18 protein-coding genes are annotated in these 17357 nt (G+C 63.2%); 7 read left to right on the top strand and 11 right to left on the bottom strand.

Features of this window, described 5'->3' with window-relative positions; all coding sequences use genetic code 11:
- The first annotated feature begins 10 nt into the window (after positions 1 to 10).
- Complete coding sequence (locus LGQ10_RS23365; protein WP_058437130.1) at positions 11 to 931, top strand: histone deacetylase; 921 nt, start codon at positions 11 to 13, stop codon at positions 929 to 931.
- Positions 932 to 1297: 366 nt separating this feature from the next.
- On the opposite strand, the gene LGQ10_RS23360 is transcribed toward LGQ10_RS23365, so the two are convergent.
- Positions 1298 to 1435, bottom strand: a complete 138-nt coding sequence (locus LGQ10_RS23360) for a hypothetical protein (protein WP_226523338.1) — start codon at positions 1433 to 1435, stop codon at positions 1298 to 1300.
- A gap of 83 nt (positions 1436 to 1518) precedes the next feature.
- Between LGQ10_RS23360 and LGQ10_RS23355 the strand changes: the two genes are divergently transcribed.
- Positions 1519 to 2766 carry a TIGR03862 family flavoprotein gene (locus LGQ10_RS23355; protein WP_226523337.1) on the top strand — a complete coding sequence of 416 codons (1248 nt, stop codon included), beginning with the start codon at positions 1519 to 1521 and terminating at the stop codon, positions 2764 to 2766.
- 58 nt (positions 2767 to 2824) lie between these two features.
- Here LGQ10_RS23355 and LGQ10_RS23350 read toward each other — a convergent pair whose 3' ends face one another.
- A complete protein-coding gene (locus LGQ10_RS23350; RefSeq protein ID WP_226523336.1) occupies positions 2825 to 4159 on the bottom strand; it encodes a DEAD/DEAH box helicase in 1335 nt (444 codons plus the stop codon).
- 196 nt (positions 4160 to 4355) lie between these two features.
- On the opposite strand from LGQ10_RS23350, the gene LGQ10_RS23345 reads away from it, so the two are divergent.
- Both LGQ10_RS23345 and LGQ10_RS23340 read left to right on the top strand, forming a co-directional pair.
- Entirely contained in the window at positions 4356 to 4814 is a 459-nt protein-coding gene (locus tag LGQ10_RS23345) for a hypothetical protein (RefSeq protein ID WP_058438828.1), read from the top strand.
- 241 nt (positions 4815 to 5055) lie between these two features.
- Positions 5056 to 6117 (top strand): alpha/beta hydrolase family protein, encoded by a 1062-nt coding sequence (locus tag LGQ10_RS23340; RefSeq protein WP_226523335.1) that lies wholly within the window; start codon positions 5056 to 5058, stop codon positions 6115 to 6117.
- On the opposite strand, the gene yedA is transcribed toward LGQ10_RS23340, so the two are convergent.
- On the bottom strand, positions 6118 to 7026 hold the full coding sequence (yedA, locus tag LGQ10_RS23335) for a drug/metabolite exporter YedA (protein ID WP_226523334.1): 909 nt from the start codon (positions 7024 to 7026) through the stop codon (positions 6118 to 6120).
- Positions 7027 to 7188: 162 nt separating this feature from the next.
- On the opposite strand from yedA, the gene LGQ10_RS23330 reads away from it, so the two are divergent.
- Positions 7189 to 7650, top strand: coding sequence for an Lrp/AsnC family transcriptional regulator (locus tag LGQ10_RS23330; RefSeq protein ID WP_058435471.1), 462 nt, complete (start codon positions 7189 to 7191; stop codon positions 7648 to 7650).
- 175 nt (positions 7651 to 7825) lie between these two features.
- Here LGQ10_RS23330 and LGQ10_RS23325 read toward each other — a convergent pair whose 3' ends face one another.
- The 3 genes from LGQ10_RS23325 to LGQ10_RS23315 form a co-directional block, all read right to left on the bottom strand.
- Positions 7826 to 8431 carry a PolC-type DNA polymerase III gene (locus tag LGQ10_RS23325; RefSeq protein ID WP_226523333.1) on the bottom strand — a complete coding sequence of 202 codons (606 nt, stop codon included), beginning with the start codon at positions 8429 to 8431 and terminating at the stop codon, positions 7826 to 7828.
- A gap of 28 nt (positions 8432 to 8459) precedes the next feature.
- Positions 8460 to 8939: an NYN domain-containing protein gene (locus LGQ10_RS23320; RefSeq protein ID WP_058435473.1), complete on the bottom strand. Its 480-nt coding sequence runs from the start codon at positions 8937 to 8939 to the stop codon at positions 8460 to 8462.
- A gap of 137 nt (positions 8940 to 9076) precedes the next feature.
- Positions 9077 to 9856: a DUF2076 domain-containing protein gene (locus tag LGQ10_RS23315; protein WP_226523332.1), complete on the bottom strand. Its 780-nt coding sequence runs from the start codon at positions 9854 to 9856 to the stop codon at positions 9077 to 9079.
- A 176-nt stretch (positions 9857 to 10032) separates the two neighbouring features.
- Between LGQ10_RS23315 and LGQ10_RS23310 the strand changes: the two genes are divergently transcribed.
- Both LGQ10_RS23310 and LGQ10_RS23305 read left to right on the top strand, forming a co-directional pair.
- Positions 10033 to 10692, top strand: coding sequence for a hypothetical protein (locus LGQ10_RS23310; RefSeq protein WP_226523331.1), 660 nt, complete (start codon positions 10033 to 10035; stop codon positions 10690 to 10692).
- Positions 10693 to 10781: 89 nt separating this feature from the next.
- Positions 10782 to 11858, top strand: coding sequence for an endonuclease/exonuclease/phosphatase family protein (locus LGQ10_RS23305; protein ID WP_226523330.1), 1077 nt, complete (start codon positions 10782 to 10784; stop codon positions 11856 to 11858).
- An 11-nt stretch (positions 11859 to 11869) separates the two neighbouring features.
- Here LGQ10_RS23305 and LGQ10_RS23300 read toward each other — a convergent pair whose 3' ends face one another.
- The 5 genes from LGQ10_RS23300 to LGQ10_RS23280 all read right to left on the bottom strand — a co-directional run bounded on the left by LGQ10_RS23300 (position 11870) and on the right by LGQ10_RS23280 (position 17245).
- Positions 11870 to 12322, bottom strand: a complete 453-nt coding sequence (locus LGQ10_RS23300; protein WP_226523329.1) for a hypothetical protein — start codon at positions 12320 to 12322, stop codon at positions 11870 to 11872.
- 844 nt (positions 12323 to 13166) lie between these two features.
- A complete protein-coding gene (locus LGQ10_RS23295; protein ID WP_226523328.1) occupies positions 13167 to 13619 on the bottom strand; it encodes a hypothetical protein in 453 nt (150 codons plus the stop codon).
- A gap of 697 nt (positions 13620 to 14316) precedes the next feature.
- Positions 14317 to 15189 (bottom strand): transporter, encoded by an 873-nt coding sequence (locus LGQ10_RS23290; protein WP_226523327.1) that lies wholly within the window; start codon positions 15187 to 15189, stop codon positions 14317 to 14319.
- A gap of 20 nt (positions 15190 to 15209) precedes the next feature.
- Complete coding sequence (locus tag LGQ10_RS23285) at positions 15210 to 16250, bottom strand: phenylacetaldoxime dehydratase family protein (RefSeq protein ID WP_226523326.1); 1041 nt, start codon at positions 16248 to 16250, stop codon at positions 15210 to 15212.
- Complete coding sequence (locus LGQ10_RS23280; protein ID WP_226523325.1) at positions 16247 to 17245, bottom strand: carbon-nitrogen hydrolase family protein; 999 nt, start codon at positions 17243 to 17245, stop codon at positions 16247 to 16249. The genes LGQ10_RS23285 and LGQ10_RS23280 overlap by 4 nt, the downstream gene beginning before the upstream one ends.
- Positions 17246 to 17357 lie beyond the last annotated feature (112 nt).

The following is a 17357-nucleotide window of genomic DNA, read 5'->3' as shown; positions in this document are numbered from 1 at the left end:
AGAAAATGCCATGACATTGCCGCTGATCTATCACGACGACTACAGCCCTGAATTCCCCCCGCAGCACCGCTTCCCCATGGACAAGTTCCGCCTGCTGCGCGACCACCTGGTGGACAGCGGCCTGACCCGGGATGCCGACCTGCTGCGCCCAGAGCTGTGCCCGGCCGAGGTGCTGGCGTTGGCCCACGACCCTGGCTATATCGAACGCTACATGAGCGGCGAGTTGTCCCGGGAAGACCAGCGGCGCCTGGGCCTGCCCTGGAGCGAGGCCCTGGCCCGGCGCACCGTGCGCGCGGTCGGCGGCTCGCTGCTGGCTGCCGAACAGGCGCTGGAGCATGGCCTGGCCTGCCACCTGGCCGGCGGCACCCACCATGCCCACTACGACTACCCGGCCGGGTTCTGCATCTTCAACGACCTGGCGGTGATCAGCCATTACCTGCTGGAAAGTGGCCGTGTGGGCCGCGTGCTGATCTTCGATTGCGACGTGCACCAGGGCGATGGCACCGCTCGAATCCTGCAGCACACCACCGATGCGGTGACTGTCTCGTTGCACTGCGAAAAGAACTTCCCGGTGCGCAAGGCCCAGAGCGACTGGGACATCCCCCTGGCCATGGGCATGGGCGATGCCGAGTACCTTCAAGTGGTGGACGACGCCTTGAACTACCTGCTGCCGCTGTACCAGCCGGACCTGGTGCTATACGACGCCGGGGTCGACGTGCACCAGGACGATGCCCTGGGCTACCTCAAGCTCACCGATGCCGGCGTGGCCGCGCGCGACGAGCGAGTCATGCGCCACTGCCTGGGCCGGGACATCCCGGTGATGGGCGTGATTGGCGGTGGCTACAGCAAGGACCGCCAGGCCCTGGCCCGGCGCCATGGCATCCTGCACCACAGTGCCCAGAGAGTCTGGCAGTCGCTGGGCTGCCGCTGAGGCCCGCTGCCCTTACCCACATCCGCTGTGGAACCGCTTGTGGATAACCTGAGTGAAACCCTGCACAGCCCTTGCCCCACAAGGGCCAGGACCAATCGTCTATTTTTTGATCAGGCACCTCGAAACGTCACATTGACGTGAACCGCTTACCCCCAATCCCTGTGGAACCGCCTGTGGATAAGCTGCTGGAAACCCACTCCAGCCCAGTATTTTCAAGGCTTGCAGCTTGGCGATCATTTTTTGAACAGGCACCAGGCGTTCCCGTCCTGGTCATGCGGCTTACCCCCAATCTCTGTGGAACCACCTGTGGACAACCTGCGGGGAACTCGCACCAGCCCTTGCTGCACATGGCTTGCAGAGCAGTGCCTAGTTTTTGACCAGGGTCATCGAGCGGTCATCCAGATGTGCGTCGCTTACCCCCAATCCCTGTGGAACCGCTTGTGGATAACCTGCGCGAAAGCCGTTGCAGCCCTTGATCCACATGGCCTGCAACGTCGCGCTCATTTTTTGATCAGGCCCGCTAGCACAGCAGTACGGCCCTACCTCGGGTAGAATGCGCGCCTCATTCCATCAGCACCGCTTCCGCCATGACTCGATCCCCTTCCTCCACGCCCCACCACGTTGCCATCATCGGCGGCGGCCCTGCCGGCCTGATGGCCGCCGAGGTCCTGAGCCAGGCGGGAGTCCGGGTCGACCTGTACGACGGCATGCCATCGGTAGGGCGAAAATTCCTCCTGGCGGGTGTGGGCGGCATGAACATCACCCACTCCGAAGCCTACCCGGCGTTCCTTGCGCGTTATGCCGAACGGGCGCCACAGATCGCCCCCCTGCTGCGCGAGTTCGATGCCCAGGCCCTGTGCCAGTGGATTCACAGCTTGGGTATCCAGACCTTTGTCGGCAGCTCCGGACGAGTGTTTCCCACCGACATGAAGGCCGCACCGCTGCTGCGCGCCTGGCTCAAGCGCCTGCGCGAAGCCGGGGTGGTTATCCACACCCGCCATCGCTGGCTCGGCTGGAATGCCGACGCCAGCCTGCGCATCCAGCATCCCGAGGGAGAGCATGCGGTCCAGGTCGATGCGACCCTGCTGGCACTGGGTGGTGGCAGCTGGGCACGCCTGGGGTCCGATGGCGCCTGGCTACCCTTGCTGGAGCAATGCGGGGTCCAGGTAGCGCCGCTGCAGCCGAGCAACTGCGGTTTCGAGGTCAGTGCCTGGAGCGAGCTGCTGCGCAGCAAGTTCGCCGGCGCGCCCTTGAAGAATGTCGCTATCGGCTTGAATGACGACACGCCACGCCTGGGCGAGTGCGTGATCACCGCCCGCGGCATCGAGGGCAGCCTGATCTACGCCCTCTCGGCGCCCATCCGCGAGGCGATCAACCAGCATGGCCAGGGCACCCTGCATATCGACCTGTTGCCGGGCAAGCCCCGGGACAAGGTCCAGGCGGCGCTGGCCAAGCCCCGAGGCTCACGGTCGATGGCCAAGCACTTGCACAGCCAGTTGGGAATCGAAGGGGTGAAGGCCGCCCTGCTGCGGGAACTGACACCGGCCGAGTGCTTCAATGATCCGGCGCGGCTGGCTGCTGCGATCAAGGCGCTGCCACTGACGCTGGTGCAGGCCCGGCCACTGGACGAAGCCATCAGCAGCGCGGGTGGCGTGTGTTTCGAGGCACTGGATGAGCGCTTGATGACCCGGCAGGTACCAGGGCTGTTCTGCGCCGGAGAAATGCTCGACTGGGAGGCCCCCACTGGCGGCTACCTGCTGACCGCCTGCTTCGCCAGCGGGCGCCGCGCCGGGCGCGGCATCCTCGAATGGCTCGAGGAGCGCCACAGGCACTAGGCCGATACCAGCAGCGGCAAGCTCGCTTGAACGTGCCGCTCGCAACCGGTCGCGGCGCTTATGGCTTGCGCTTGCGCGGCCCGGTGTTGAATGCCGGGACCTTGCGCACCGGTTTTACCGCAGGCTCGGCAGCCACTTCCCCGCTGTCGACCCAACGGCCGAGGTTGCGCTTGCCGGCGCCGCCAGCAGCCTTGGGCTTCTTCGGCTTTTTAGGTTTCTTCACCACCTGGCCACTGGCATCGGTCTCGGGCACCCGGTGCTCAGGCTCGAAGTCCGACTCTTCGTGGCGCTTGAGGGTCTGGCGGGTGAGCATCTCGATCGCCGACAACAGGTTGACTTCATCCGCGCAGACCAGGGAAATCGCCTCGCCGGTAGCGCCGGCGCGCCCGGTCCGGCCGATGCGGTGGATATAGTCCTCGGCCACGATCGGCAGGTCGAAGTTGACCACCAGCGGCAAGTCTTCGATGTCCAGGCCACGGGCTGCCACATCGGTGGCTACCAGGATCTGGATCTCGCCGGCCTTGAACCGGTCCAGCGCGCGCTGGCGGGTAGCCTGGGGTTTGTCACCGTGGATGCCGTCGGCATTCACGCCCTGGCCCTGGAGCTTTTCCACCAGGGCGTCCACACCGTTGCGGGTCTTGGCGAACACCAGCACCTGCTTCCAGCGGTTCTTGCGCAGCAGGTGGCTGAACAGCTCGGGCTTGCGCTTCTTGTCCACCGGCACCACCCATTGCTTGACCGTATTGGCGGCGACGTTGCGCGGGCTGACCTCGATGCTCAGCGGATCATCGAGCATCTGCCCGGCCAGCATGCGAATGGGGTCGGAGAAGGTCGCGGAGAACAGCAGGGTCTGGCGCTTCTTCGGCAAGGCGGCATAGATGCTCTTGAGTTCTTCGGAGAACCCCAGGTCAAGCATGCGGTCGGCTTCATCCAGCACCAGGGTCTGCAACTGGCTGAACTTCACCGCGTTCTGCCGGAACAGGTCCAGCAGGCGCCCCGGGGTCGCCACCAGCAGGTCGACGCCCTTGCGCAGCTTCATCATCTGCGGGTTGATGCTGACCCCGCCGTACACCGCGTAGGTACGCAGCGGCAGGTGTTCGGCGTACTGGCGTACGCTCTCGTGCACCTGCTCGGCCAGCTCGCGGGTCGGCACCAGGATCAGCGCCCGTACCGAATTGCTATCGACCTTCGGCCCTTCCAGGGTCAGCCGCTGCAACAGCGGCAGGGCGAAACCTGCGGTCTTGCCGGTGCCGGTCTGGGCTGCTGCCATCAGGTCACGACCGGCCAGCACCGCGGGAACAGCCTGGGCCTGCACCGGGGTCGGGGTCTGGTAGCCGAGGGGTTCGAGGGCGCGCAGCAAGGGTTCGATCAGGCCAAGAGAGGCGAATGTCATGGGGATACCGTAGGAAAAAGTCAGCACAGGGAGGCAATGGGCGGCAGTTTACCCTAATTCACCGATGCACTTGCGGACCATGCCCGCCAGCCCGGGAGCGTGTATGCTCGCCCACCGGTCGGCCCAAAAGAAGGGTTCGACCCTGCCCCGTACCCTGTATTTTCACTGCCTTGCCCCCTCAGGAGCCCCACCCCGCATGGACAACGAAAATCCGTTTCAGGCCCCCGGCGCCGAACTTCGGATCGCCCAGGCCGCCGATCAGAACCTGCGCCTCTACAGCATCGCGGCCATCGGTCTGAGCACCTTCATCGGCACCTCCGTGGCAGGTGCCTATTTCATCAGCAAGAACCTCAAGGCACTGGGCCGCGAGGCCGAGGTGAAAAAAGTCTGGGCCATGGGCATCGGTCTTTTCATCGCCATGAGCCTGGCAGGCTTGCTCCTTCCCGAAAGCGTCCCCGCTGTGGTCTTCATCATCCCGCCGATCTACGGGATGAACGCCTACGCGCGCCAGCTGTTCGGCCCCCAGGTGATAGAGCACAAGGCCTGTAACGGACGCTTCGTCTCGTTATGGCAAGTGGCGGGAATCAGCCTGTTGTTTTCCCTGGCCCTGGCGGCGGTGATCTTCACCGCGGTGCTGCTGGGCGGGTTCGAGTGATCCCTTCAGCCTGAAACCACAACGCCGGGTATTGCCCCAACGCTGTTCAAGCAAGCGAGTGATCCCTGTGGGAGCAGCCGGTCGACGCTCGATTGCTCGCGATGATCGTTAACGGTAGCGCGTGTTGACTGGATAAACGCGGCGCCCTGAAGCCCATCGCGGGCAAGCCTCGCTCCTACCATTTCCTTGACTGATCGGCATTCGGGTATCGCCCGGCATTTTTGTGTCCATGGAGTCGCCGATGAACTACGTTGCCTTGTCCGCACGGATACTCGCGGGCCTTTCACTCTCCCTGTTCCTGCCCCTGTCCTACGCCGCCGAGCTCGTCGGATTTCGTGAAATCACCGTGGCGGATGCAAGCAGCCAGCGCCCCCTGCATGTTGCCCTCTGGTACCCCACTGCAACCGCCAGCCCGCTTCTGGTGTCCGCGGAGAATCCGGTCTTTGAGGGCCTGCCCGCCGTCAAGGATGCCTCGCCTACCCCTGCGGCCCATCCGCTGGTAGTCCTGTCCCACGGCTATCGTGGCAACTGGCGCAACCTCAGCTGGCTGGTCACCTCGCTGGTCGGCCAGGGATATGTGGTCGCCGCCCCTGACCACCCGGGCACCACGACCTTCGACCGACGTCCTGCAGAAGCGGCGAAGCTCTGGGAGCGACCCCGCGATGTGAGTCGAGTGATAGACACACTCAGCGCAGACAAATCCCTGGCGGGCGCGGTCGACCCGCAGCGCATCGCCGTCATCGGCCATTCCCTGGGCGGCTGGACGGCTACCGCGCTGGCCGGCGCCCGCTACAGCCCGCAACGCTTCCTCGAGGAATGCCGGCTGCATCCCAATCCACGCCTGTGTGGGCTGGCTCCGGAGCTGGGCATCGCACCGGCCAACGAAGGCGCCCTGGGCGTCGACCTGCGGGACCTGCGAATCAAGGCAATCGTCGCCCTGGACACGGGACTGGTCCGAGGGTTCACCCCGCAAAGCCTGTCAGCAGTGCAGACACCGACCCTGATCCTGGGCGCCGGGGTGAACATTGCCGGCATGCCGGTGGAGGAGGAATCCGGCTACCTGGGGGCTCACCTGCCGGCGGCCACTTCAAGCCTGCGGGTGATCGCCGATGCCAGCCACTTCAGTTTCATGCAGCTCTGCAAGCCAGGCGCCCCGGCCCTGCTCAGAGAGGATCACCCCGAGGATGAAGTCATCTGCCGGGACGGCGACCAGCGCAGCCGCGAAACGATTCACCAGCAGGTGGCCCAGCTTATCGGCGGTTTTCTCCAGCAGAGCCTGACCAGCCAGCCACCGCGACAGTGATCAGGCCGCTTCGTCCCGCACCACCGCCTTGGGCTTGCGCCATTGCGGCAGGCCGATCAGTACCACGGCGCTGATGATCACCAGCATCGCCAGCGCCTCCTCCAGACCGATGCTCTCGCCGACGAAAACGATCCCCAGCAGTACCGCCACCGCAGGGTTGACATAGGCATAGCTGGTAGCGGCTGCCGGGCGCACGTGCTTGAGCAGGTACATGTAGGCATTGAAGGCGATGATCGAACCGAAACCTGCCAGGTAGGCCAGGGCCAGCCAGCCTTCCATCGGAGGCATGGCCTCCAGGCGTTCACCGCGCAACAGGCTGCCGAGCAACAGCACCACACCGCCGACGAGCATTTCCGCGGCGCTGGCCATGGCCCCCTGGGGCAGCGGCAAGTGCTTGCTCCAGACCGAACCGAAGGCCCAGGCCGCTGCGGCGAACAGCAACAGGGCGGCTCCCAGAGGGCTGGACTGCAGGTTGGAACCCAGGTTGAGCATGCCGATGCCGATCATCCCGAGAAGAATGCCGGCCCACTCCAGGCGGGTATTGCGTGCCCCCCAGAAATAACCGCAGAGCAAGGTGAACAAGGGCACCGTGGCTACCGCCAGGGCCGCCACCCCGGAGGCCACGCCCAGGTGCTCGGCGACCGTCACCGCGCCGTTGCCGAAACTCAGCAGCAGGACGCCGATGACCCCGGCCGCCTTCCATTGTGCCCAGGTCGGCGCGGGCACCCCGCGCCAGCGCAGGAAGGCATACATCAGGCTGCCGGCAAGCACGAAGCGGATGCCGGCGAGCATCAGGGGCGGCCAGTATTCGACGCCGATGCGGATCACCAGGTAGGTCGAACCCCAGATCACATAGAGGGCAAAAAAAGCGGCGATCAACGGCAAGGGAAAACGGCTTTGGCCAGGCATGGGATACGGCTCGGGAGGCAGGCAGGGAGACGCCATTGTAGAAAGTCGCCCCGGGAAAGCTTAAGTTACAAAACTTGTTTTTAAGAGCAGTACACTTTCCAAAACATGGAGTTCGGGGCTATATACCTTGCTTTCGAAAGTCAGGCTGATTGGGAGCCTTCCATGGACAAGTATGACCGCATGCTCCTGGCCAACCTGCTGGAAAACGGCCGGGCGACTTTTGCCGAGCTGGCACGCAAGGTCAACCTTTCGGCGCCGGCCGTGGCCGAGCGGGTGGCCAAGCTCGAGGCCAGTGGCGTGATCACCGGCTACCAGGCCAAGGTCGACATGAGCAAGCTGGGCCTGCCGATCCAGTGCGTCATCGAATTGCGCCTGGCCCAGCATGGCAACCAGAGAAGCTACGACGAACTGGTCAAGATCCCCCAGCTCACCGAATGCCATCGGGTCACCGGCGACCCCTGCGTGATCATGCAGGCCGCCGTGGGGTCGATGCCGGAGCTGGAGGACCTGGTCAACCGCATCGCCCAGTTCGGTTTCAGCAAGACCTCCATCGTCCTGTCCAGCGCCATCGAGCGGCGCTTGCCCCTGGGGCACCTGGACGGCAACGGCAAACCTTCCACCTGATTCACCATTGGCCTGTAGCCGCTGTCGAGCCAAGGCGAGGCTGCGCGAAGGCCCGCAGGGCCTTGCTTGAGGATTTTTCCAGCTGGCCTCGATCCCAGCGGCCGCTGCGCGCCCGTGCGCAGCCTGCGGCAGCGGCTCGTGAAGGTCCGCAGGACGTTGCTTCACCCTTGCCGCCTCAGCGGTGGCGTCGCAGGTGCTCGGGTACCTTGGCCGCCGGGACCTTCTGCAACTTGCACAGGAAATCGTGGGACAACTCGCGTAAGCCATGGGTGCTGCGCAACTCGCCCGCCAGGTGCACCAGCAGGTTGGCCGCCATCTCGGCGTCGGCCATGGCACGGTGAGCCTGGCCGGTGTGTGGCAGGCCGGCGTAGGCGCTCAAGGTACCGAGCTTGTGGTTCGGCGCGGCCGGCATCAGGCGACGTGCCAGCAACAGGGAACAAGCGAAGTTCTGCAGGCGGGTGCGCTTGATCCGCCCCAGTTCGAAATCCCAGAACTTCTGGTCGAAGGCCGCGTTGTGCGCCACCAGCGGCGTGGTGCCGACGAACTCGTTGACTTCGTTCATCACCCGGTCCGCCGATGGCGCACTGCGCAGCATGGCGTTGCTGATGCCGGTGAGTTGCTCGATGAAGGGTGGCACCCGCACCCCCGTGTTCATCAGGCTCTGGTAACGCTCGACGATGCGCCCCTGCTCGAGCATCACCACGGCGATTTCCGTGGCCCGGCAACTGCTGCTCGGGGAAATCCCGGTGGTTTCGAAGTCGATGACGGCAATGCGTTCCAAACCTGTTCTGCTCCTTTTGAAATCTGTTTCAGCTTTTCAGCAACAAGGCGCCTTCGATCGGCACATAGCGGCTAGCCGCGCGAATCAGCGAATTGGCGGTCAGCCCCGGCACCCCGTAGGCCACTGCGCTGATCCCGTGCTTGTGGATGATGCGCTCCAGCAGCAGGTCGAAATCACCATCGCCAGAAGCCAGCACCACTTCATCTACCTGAGTGGCCGCATCCATGATGTCGATGGTGATGCCCACGTCCCAATCTCCTTTGGCCGAGCCATCGCTGCGCTGGATATAGGGCTTGAGCTTTACCGTGAACCCCAGGTTGCGCAGGATCTGCTGGAACTGCTGCTGCTTGCTGTCGCCACGGTCGATGGCATAGGCATAGGCTTCGACGATCTGCCCCTGCTTGCTGACATCAGCCCACAGCGCCGCATAGTTGAAATGGCAACCATAGGCCTGGCGCACGGTGTAGTAGAGGTTCTGGACATCGGCGAACACCGCGATTTTTTTCACCGCTAATCCTCATGGCGCAGCAGCACGGGAGCTGGATCGGCCGTCAAGGCCGGAAAAGTCGCCCAGTATGCCAGCGCCAGGGATTGTTCCGCGAATTATCGGCCCGGGGCAGGTCAGCACCCCGGACCGGCGGTAGGTCAGACGAAGGAGTCGTCGTCAGAGAAGAACGAGCTGTCGTCGTTGTCATAGCCAGCGTCGCTCAAGCCACCCTGGTCGTTGCCACCCCAGGAATCGTTGTTGGCGTAACGCTGCTCATCGCTGCCCCAGCCACTGTTATCGCTGGCCGGAGCCGGCTCTTCCTTGATGACCTCAACGACCTCCTGAGGTTGCTGATTGCTGTGGAACAGGCTGCTCAGGCCCTGGGCCAGCATCACACCGCCCGCGACACCGGCGGCGGTCTTCAACGCGCCCCCCAGGAAACTGCTACCTGCGCCCGGCGCCTGTTGCGGGGCATAGTTCTGTTGTGGCGGGGCACCGAAGTTTTGTTGTGGAGCACCAAAACCCTGGCGCGGCGGCTCACGCCAGCCACCACCGGAGGCTGGCGCCGAGCTTGTCGGCTGGGCGGAACCGGGAGCAGGCGCTTGCGACTGCTCCCGGGAGCCACCGAAGAGGCTCGACAGGAAACCGCCGCCCGATGCAGGAGCCGGTGCCGGTGCCGCCTGGGACCTGGCCTGTTGCAGTTCGGCCTGCAACTGCTGGACCTGCTGGGCCAGCTGCTTGTTCTGTTCATCGAGGCTCTTGAGGGCAGCCTCCTGCACCAGGATCGCCTGGGTCATGAAATACCCGGCCGCAGGTTGGCCAGACAGATGCTCCTTGATCCGCGCCTCGGCCTGGGCGTCACGCGGGGCTGAATCCTTTTCGGCTTGTTGCAACCGTGAAAACAGTCCATCGATCAGGGTTTGCTCTTCGCTATTCATGGCGACCTCTAGATTGCCGGTAAAAATTCGCTCCATGACCCGAAGGGGTCACGGCACGCACCAGTTATGGGGCTCGCGCGTGGACTTTCAATGGTCTTTACCCAAGGTTTACGTTTGCTTCGCCAGGGCCTGCATCGGTTAAAGTGTCCAACCGCTTCGCCACTGCGACCCCTTCGATGAATCCGTTAGATGTTCTGCGCGACTCCCTGTACTTCTTCCGCCGCAACCTGGGGCGTATCGCCCAGCTGTGCCTGCCGCTGGTGATTTTCGAGGCCTTGCTGCAACAGGGCGTGGGCCAGGCCCTGGGGCCGAATGCCTTTTCCGGGTACAGCGTGATCGTCGGCCTGCTGGTCTACCCGTTGTACACCGGTGCGCTGATCCTGTTGCTCGATGCCCGTACCCGTGGTGAGTCGCCACGGACCCGCGACCTGCTGGCCATGGCCCTGGTCCAGTGGCCACGCTTTGCCCTGCTGACAGCCGTCAGCACGCTGCTGATCCTGCTGGGGCTGTCGCTGTATTTCCTCCCGGGCTTGTGGCTGATGGTAGTGCTGGCCTTCGCCGAGTACCTGCTGGTGCTCAAGGGGATGGCTCCGCTGGCCGCCATCACCGAGAGCTTTCGCCTGAGCCGTGGGCACTTCCTGCGCATCCTGGTGTGCATTCTCTGCGTGATGACCCCGCTGTGGCTGCTCAAGGGTGCCAGCGAGGCGGCCTACCCCGACCCCTCGCCGCTCCTGTCGCTGACACTCGACAGCGCCTACAGCTTCCTGCAGCTGTTCACCAGCGTGGTGCTGTTCCGCCTGTTCATGCTGATCAGCCAGCAGCCGGACAAACGCTGATGCCCCGGCTCGGCCGCTCTGCCCCTTGGGCGACAGCCGCCCACTCGGTTATGCTCGGGCCCCATCCTGCAACGCCATAAGCCGAGCCGATGATCCGTCTACTTCGCATCACCCTGTTGAGCCTGCTGCTGATCGGCCTGGTGCTGGCCGGCCTGATCTACAGCCTGACCTGGCGCCCCCAGGCCAGGGAAACCCTGGCGGTCTCCTGCAGTGTCGAGGCGCCGCCGCTGGTGCCGGGCCAGGCCCTGAAAGTGATGACCTGGAACCTGCAATACCTGGCCGGCAAGCGCTACGTGTTCTGGAACGACCAGGCCCACGGCGAGGACGAGCGCCCCACCCTGGAAGACATGGCCTTCAGTCTCGATGAGGTGGCCCGGGTCATTCGCGACGAACAACCGGACCTGGTCCTGCTCCAGGAAGTGGACAACAACGCCAAGGCCAGTGCCTACCAGGACCAGCTCAAGCTCCTCCAGGAACGCCTGGCCGATCTCTACCCGTGTAGCACCCGGGCCTACGACTGGAAGGCCGACTTCGTTCCCTCCCCCCACATCTTCGGCAGCGTCGGCCGACAACTGGCGACCCTCAGCCGCTACCCCATCGAACACGCCGAGCGCCTGCAACTGCCCGTACCGGCGAGCGACGTCATCAACCGGCAGTTCCAGCCCCGCGACGCCCTCCTGCTGAGCTACCTGCCCCTGAGCGACGGTGGGCAACTGGCAGTGCTGAACACGCACCTGGAGCGGCCGGAGCAGCCCGGCGATATTCAGTCCAGGCAGGTGGCGGCCATCGCCAAGGTGCTGGACAAGCTGGAGGGGCGCGGCACGCCCTGGCTGATCGGCGGCGACTTCAACCTGTTGCCCCTGGGCCAGTACCGACGCCTGGATGAAGCGCAACGAGCCCCCTATAGCGCCGACAGCACGTTGCACCTGCTGTGGGACAAGTACCCGATGATCCCCAGCAACACCCAGGCCAGTGGCGTCGATCGCGCGCACTGGCTCACCCACTACCCCAACGATCCCAGTCTCGATGGGCCGGACCGGACCGTCGACTACCTGTTCCACAGCCCGCGGCTGAAGCGGGTGGAGTCCCGGGTCCGCCAGGACGACACCCTGCGCATCTCCGATCACCTGCCGGTGCTCGCACGCTTCCTGTTGCCGGCCCAGTAACGGGCCGGCAGCTAGGACTTGGCGGTGATGGTGAAGGTCAGGACGTCGCTGTAGATCCCGCCCTTGGCGTTCTTGTCGGTGGAGACATCGAAGGTCGGCATGAAGCAAGTCTTGCCATTGCTGTTGAGCTTGAACACCCGACGGGAAGGATTGGGCAGCACCACGTTGTTGGCGCTTTCATTCAGCGTCAACTGGTAAGGCAGCCCGGGCGCCTGGGCATCCTGGTGCTTGAGCTGGTACTTGCCGTTGACTGACAGGCCGTTGCGATTGCTCGCATCGATCACGTACTCCTGGTAAGTGACGAAGTTGTTGCCCTTGTAGGTGAAGCACAGCTGGTCTTTGAGTGAACTAAAAGACTTGCGTGTCACATCGCCACGGACCAGTTCGCCAAGATCCCAATCGGGTGCCTCCATATTGATGAGTACATCGTCGGGAGGTAGCGGTACGCTAGGGTCAACCAGCATCTTGCATTCACCATTCTTGTTATTGGGAGCTATATAAGCCAGCCCTGCACTATCGGCAACGTCGTACCTATCAGTAGTGTTCCCTGCGCGCACTCCGATTGCAGGCCACTGCTCAACAGTGGTATTTCGAAAGGTGGCGCGAACGGTGCCTACATATGGCTTATGCATTCTCCAATCCGAGGGGTTGCTATACATCACATAGCCGATGCCAACGTAAGAACCGCCGTCCTTAATACCATTAAGAGTCATTGATACCGTCGCATAAAGCGGGCTGGGCCGGAGCTTACCAGTGGCATCATAGCCGTAAAGCAATACGCCTCGAGCGAAGAAAAAATTCCCGCCAGTGTGGCCTACCGCTTGTTTCCAGGAAATGGTGACGGTTACCGTGCTGGTCCCATTGCCATTATCAATATAGGAGCAATTGCTATAACCATCGGCAAGAGGTGAAAGAACAAGGGTTTCAGCGGATGCCTGCTCCATGCAACTCCCTGCCAACACAATGACCAGTATCGTGCAACTACCTCGAAAGTTCTCCGGCATTAATGAACGCCACATGACTACCCTCCAGACTCTGTTAAGAAGAACCAGGCCGGGGACCTGGGCAAGGCCCCCGTTCCGGCGAAAGATTCTCCCTATCAGGCCAATCACCCATGAATAAGGCGCGTCTTAAAAAACAAGACTCACCCATGGCAAGCGACACCCGGCATCAGAACAACTTCACCAGTCGCAGATTCAGCCGTGGTGTCCAGCGCACGTGAAGTGGTGCACCTAGCGGCTGCCAGCGGCGTCGCTGGCGCACACTTGCACGCTTCTTCCTGCTGCCGGCCCGGTAACGGACTGGCAGCTAGGACTTGGCGGTGATGGTGAAGGTCAGGACATCGCTGTAGATCCCGCCCTTGGCGTTCTTGTCAGTGGAGACATCGAAGGTCGGCATGAAGCAAGTCTTGCCATTGTTGTTGAGCTTGAACACCCGGCGGGAAGGATTGGGCAGCACCACGTTGTTGGCGCTTTCATTCAGCGTCAACTGGTAAGGCAGCCCGGGCGCCTGGGCATCCTGGTGCTTGAGCTGGTACTTGCCGTTGACTGACAGGCCGTTGCGATTGCTCGCATCGATCACGTACTCCTGGTAAGTGATGAAGTTGTTGCCCTTGTAGGTGAAGCACAGCTGGTCTTGGGGTGAACTAAAGGACTTGTGTGTCACACCGCCACGGACCAGTTCGCCAAGATCCCAATCGGGTGCCTCCATATTGATGAGTACATCGTCGGGAGGTGGCGGTACGCTAGGATCAACCAGCATCTTGCATTCACCATTCTTGTTACTGGTAGTTATATAAACCAGCCCTGCACTATCGGCAATGTCGTTACTATTAGTATAGTTCCCTGCGCGCACTCCGATTGCAGGCCACTGTGTAACAGAGACGTTCTTGAAGGTGAGACGAACGGTGCCTAAATATGGTTCAGGCTTCTTCCAATTCGAGCCGGCATACATCACATAACCAGGGCGATCATAAGAAAACCCGTAACTAATATTATTAAGAGTTACTGATGTCGCTATAGCCATTGGTCGGAGCTGACCATTGGTATCATAGGTATAAAACAATACGCCTCGAGAGAAAAAATTTTGCCCACCAGTGTAGCCTTCAGCCTGTTTCCAGGAAATGGTGACGGTTAACGTGCTGGTTCCATTGCCATTATCAACATAGGAGCAATTACTATAACCATCGGCAAGAGGTGCAAGAATGAGGTTGGCAGCGGATGCCTGCTCCATGCAACTCCCTGCCAACACAATGACCAGTATCGTGCAACCACCTCGAAAGTTCTCCGGCATTAATGAACGCCACATGACTACTCTCCAGACTCTGTTAAGAAGAACCAGGCCGGGGACCTGGGCAAGGCCCCCGTTCCGGCGAAAGATTCTCCCTACGAGGCCAATCGCCCACGAATAAGGCGCGTCTTAAAAAACAAGACTCGCCCATGGCAAGCGACACCCGGCATCAGAACAACTTCACCAGTCGCAGATTCAGCCGTTCGCGCTCCTTGAAGCCCTGTTCCACCATCATGTCGCGCCCCAACTGCACCTGGACCTGCACATCGGGCACCACAAAGTGAGTCAGGGTCAGGCGTGCATAGGAGGTCCCGAGTTCATCGTCCTGGTCGTCACCGGCCAGCGAGGTGCGCGCCCCCGTGACGTACCCGCCGCCTATGCCCAGGCTGGTGGCCGGTGCCAACTGATAGCGCAGGAACGCCTGGTACTCATAGCGGGCCTTCTGTTTCTGGCTCGCCCCGGTCGGGCCGTAGTCGTGGTTGCGCGTGTACCAGCTGACATCGGCCACGGTGTCCAGCGACCAGCGCTCGTCGAAGTGGTGCACGTAGGCGCCCTGCAGCATCAGACGCCAGCGGTTTTCCCCCAGGTTCAGGGCATCGTCCCGGTCGTAGCTGCCGGTGGGCGCCTGGACGAACACCCCCAGGCCCAGCATGTCACCGTGGCGCGTGGGGAGCCGGAGCTTGACCACCGACCCCAGGTTCAGGTCGCCCGACCCCGACTCGTCCCCCAGCACGCGGGCCTCGCCCGCGGTGCGTAGCTGGCCGAAAGGCAGGATCGCCTGGGGCTCCCAGTACAGCCGGTCGCTCAATGGCACCGATTGCACCAGGCGCAGCAGGCCCATGTTGGAGCGCATCCGGAAATCGTCCGAGGCCTTGTGGCCGGAACGGTAGAACGACGAGCTCCGGGCATGCTGGTAGTACATCAACAACGCGGTCTTGCCTGCCGGCACCGGCTCGTAGTCGCCCGGTGCGGTTTCCTGGGCACAGATCGTTTCGGCAAAGGCAAACGGCAGGCAGTACAACGCCATCTTGGACTTGTTCATAGGGCGCTCCCGCCTGAAGTTCAGCCGCGCAGCAGGCCTGTCTGGCCATGGCAATTGATGTACTCGAACCACTGGGCATTGGCGGGAATCACCGCCACCTCGTGGTACAGCCGCAGCGCCACCTGGAACTCGAGCGCCTGGGTGTAGCGCATGAAGCGCCCGAAGATGGCCAGGTGGGTCGGGTGGGTCCTGGCCCAGGTTTCGAGCTGGGCCAGGTCTTCGAAATGCGCAAGCCCGAAGCTCTTCTCCAGCGGGACTCCGGAGGACGCATCCAGCACCTGCATCAGGCGGCAGCTGCAACAGCCGATATCGCGCCCTTCGTCCCGCAAGAAATCCATCCCCGCACGCAGCACCGGCTGGATGTCGCTGAGGTAGAGCTCCCGCTCCTGTTGCGAGGTGGCCGACCAGTCCTGGCCGGAGCGGATCAGGCACAGGTTCTCCCGCCCCGGCACCCGCACCCGGGCGCCCGTCGCGGACGGTTGCGCGCGCTCGCCGTGCTCACCGGCCAGTTTGTCCACCTGGGCCCGGGGCAGTCGATCGCGCACACTTCCCCAGTACCCGTGCTCGAGCACCACACCACTCATTCCAGAGGCGAGGTGGGCAATGCCATCGACGCCATCGGGCGATGAAAACAGCGTTTCGAACCGCTCCTGGCCCGGCGTCACTATCTCGACGAAGCGGCCAGTGGCTTCTGCCTCACGCTCCGGTGCCTGCCACCACTGGTCGAAACCGCTGTCGCAGCGCCAACGCTCGAAGGCCGCGACATCGGCCCAATAGGCGATGGCCACGAGGTTGTGCGCTCCCGTCGCGTCCTGGCATTGCGCCGGGTCCCAGTACAGGGGACCGTCCGCCAGGGCAAACCGCTCGATGTACGGCGCCAGGCTGTCCAGCTCCAGGGGCGCACTACCCTGGACTCCGAAATAGGCCATCACCACCTGCTCCACCAGGGGCGTGAAGCGGGCGGTCCAGGCCGGGAACACCGCCTGGTAATCGCGTGGGGTATTGGCCGGCTCAAGGCGCGGGCACGTCAGATGCGGAGCAATAGCCGATTCGATACTCATAGGACCTCCTGCGGTGCCATGTCCAGAACTTCGCTGAGGGTGGTGGCGTCACACTCCACCACGGGGCTGTAGGCGTTGCGATTGAACAGCAGCCGTGTCACGTCCGGCCGCGCGTAATGCCCCACCGGGTCGCCGGCGAGCTTGGCGCTCACCAGCGCGGCCGGGTCCAGCGTTGCATAGAGGATCCCCTCCTCATGCTCGCCCAGAGGGGTGGCCAGGTCCGCGCCGTCCGGCCCGAAGATCCGCGAATGCCCTCCACCGGCTTCCAGCAGCGCGCGCTGCTCGTCGGTGGCGCACAGCAGGTCGAGCATCTCCGGGGTCACCACGGCGCAGGACGCCAGCACGAAGCACTGGCCTTCGGCGGCGTAGAGCCGGGAAGCCGCCAGGTTGACCTCCGGCCCCAGCGCCGCGGTGCCGCGTCGATAGAGGCTGAAGCTCGGCCAGGCGGATACATGGATCTGCTCGTGCTGGGCATACATCGCGTAGCGGCTGAGCGGCTGCAGGTGTTCCCAGCAGCACAACGCCCCCAGCTTGCCCAGGCGGCTGTCGAAGGTCGCCAGGGAGGAACCGTCGCTTTCCCCGAACAGCACCCGTTCGACATGGGTGGCCTTGAGCTTGCGCCGGGTGCCGAGGGTGCGGCCCTGGTCATCGATCAACCACTGGCCGATGTAGAGCGAGCCGTGATCACGCTCGCTGTAGCCCAGTACCACATGGATGGCGTGCTGCCGCGCCGCGGCGCTGATCCGCCGAGCCTGCTCGCTATCCAGTACCAGGGAGTTCTGGTGGTAGCGCTGCACCAGTGGCATGTAGTTCGCCGGCGCCTGCAACCACAGGAACCAGGGATAGCCGGGGATCCAGGTTTCCGGAAAGGCGATCAGTTCGGCGCCTTGGCCGGCCGCCTCCTCGATCAGTTCCAGGGTCTTGTCCACCGTGCCCTGCAGATCGAGAAAAACCGGGGCCGCCTGGACGCAGGCGACCTTGATCTTGGCTTGCATGAGTCTTGACCTCCATTGAGTGGTGGCCAGAGGTTAAGCGCGGTCCCAAGTGCGCGATTAGGACCTCAGGGAAGCGATGTTTGACTGTGAGGGAACTGTCATTTCTGGCCTT

Source organism: Pseudomonas sp. L5B5 (assembly GCF_020520285.1).
Classification (GTDB): domain Bacteria; phylum Pseudomonadota; class Gammaproteobacteria; order Pseudomonadales; family Pseudomonadaceae; genus Aquipseudomonas.
The sequence above is the reverse complement of the archived record's forward strand: the minus strand, read 5'-3'. Positions and strand labels throughout refer to the sequence as shown.

Bases quoted from the DNA above. Each gene is read 5' to 3' on its own strand.
- LGQ10_RS23365 (WP_058437130.1), top strand. From the start codon at position 11: ATGACATTGCCGCTGATCTATCACGACGACTACAGCCCTGAATTCCCC.
- LGQ10_RS23360 (WP_226523338.1), bottom strand. From the start codon at position 1,435: ATGAGCGCGACGTTGCAGGCCATGTGGATCAAGGGCTGCAACGGCTTT.
- LGQ10_RS23355 (WP_226523337.1), top strand. From the start codon at position 1,519: ATGACTCGATCCCCTTCCTCCACGCCCCACCACGTTGCCATCATCGGC.
- LGQ10_RS23350 (WP_226523336.1), bottom strand. From the start codon at position 4,159: ATGACATTCGCCTCTCTTGGCCTGATCGAACCCTTGCTGCGCGCCCTC.
- LGQ10_RS23345 (WP_058438828.1), top strand. From the start codon at position 4,356: ATGGACAACGAAAATCCGTTTCAGGCCCCCGGCGCCGAACTTCGGATC.
- LGQ10_RS23340 (WP_226523335.1), top strand. From the start codon at position 5,056: ATGAACTACGTTGCCTTGTCCGCACGGATACTCGCGGGCCTTTCACTC.
- yedA (WP_226523334.1), bottom strand. From the start codon at position 7,026: ATGCCTGGCCAAAGCCGTTTTCCCTTGCCGTTGATCGCCGCTTTTTTT.
- LGQ10_RS23330 (WP_058435471.1), top strand. From the start codon at position 7,189: ATGGACAAGTATGACCGCATGCTCCTGGCCAACCTGCTGGAAAACGGC.
- LGQ10_RS23315 (WP_226523332.1), bottom strand. From the start codon at position 9,856: ATGAATAGCGAAGAGCAAACCCTGATCGATGGACTGTTTTCACGGTTG.
- LGQ10_RS23310 (WP_226523331.1), top strand. From the start codon at position 10,033: ATGAATCCGTTAGATGTTCTGCGCGACTCCCTGTACTTCTTCCGCCGC.
- LGQ10_RS23305 (WP_226523330.1), top strand. From the start codon at position 10,782: ATGATCCGTCTACTTCGCATCACCCTGTTGAGCCTGCTGCTGATCGGC.
- LGQ10_RS23300 (WP_226523329.1), bottom strand. From the start codon at position 12,322: ATGCTGGTTGACCCTAGCGTACCGCTACCTCCCGACGATGTACTCATC.
- LGQ10_RS23295 (WP_226523328.1), bottom strand. From the start codon at position 13,619: ATGCTGGTTGATCCTAGCGTACCGCCACCTCCCGACGATGTACTCATC.
- LGQ10_RS23290 (WP_226523327.1), bottom strand. From the start codon at position 15,189: ATGAACAAGTCCAAGATGGCGTTGTACTGCCTGCCGTTTGCCTTTGCC.
- LGQ10_RS23285 (WP_226523326.1), bottom strand. From the start codon at position 16,250: ATGAGTATCGAATCGGCTATTGCTCCGCATCTGACGTGCCCGCGCCTT.
- LGQ10_RS23280 (WP_226523325.1), bottom strand. From the start codon at position 17,245: ATGCAAGCCAAGATCAAGGTCGCCTGCGTCCAGGCGGCCCCGGTTTTT.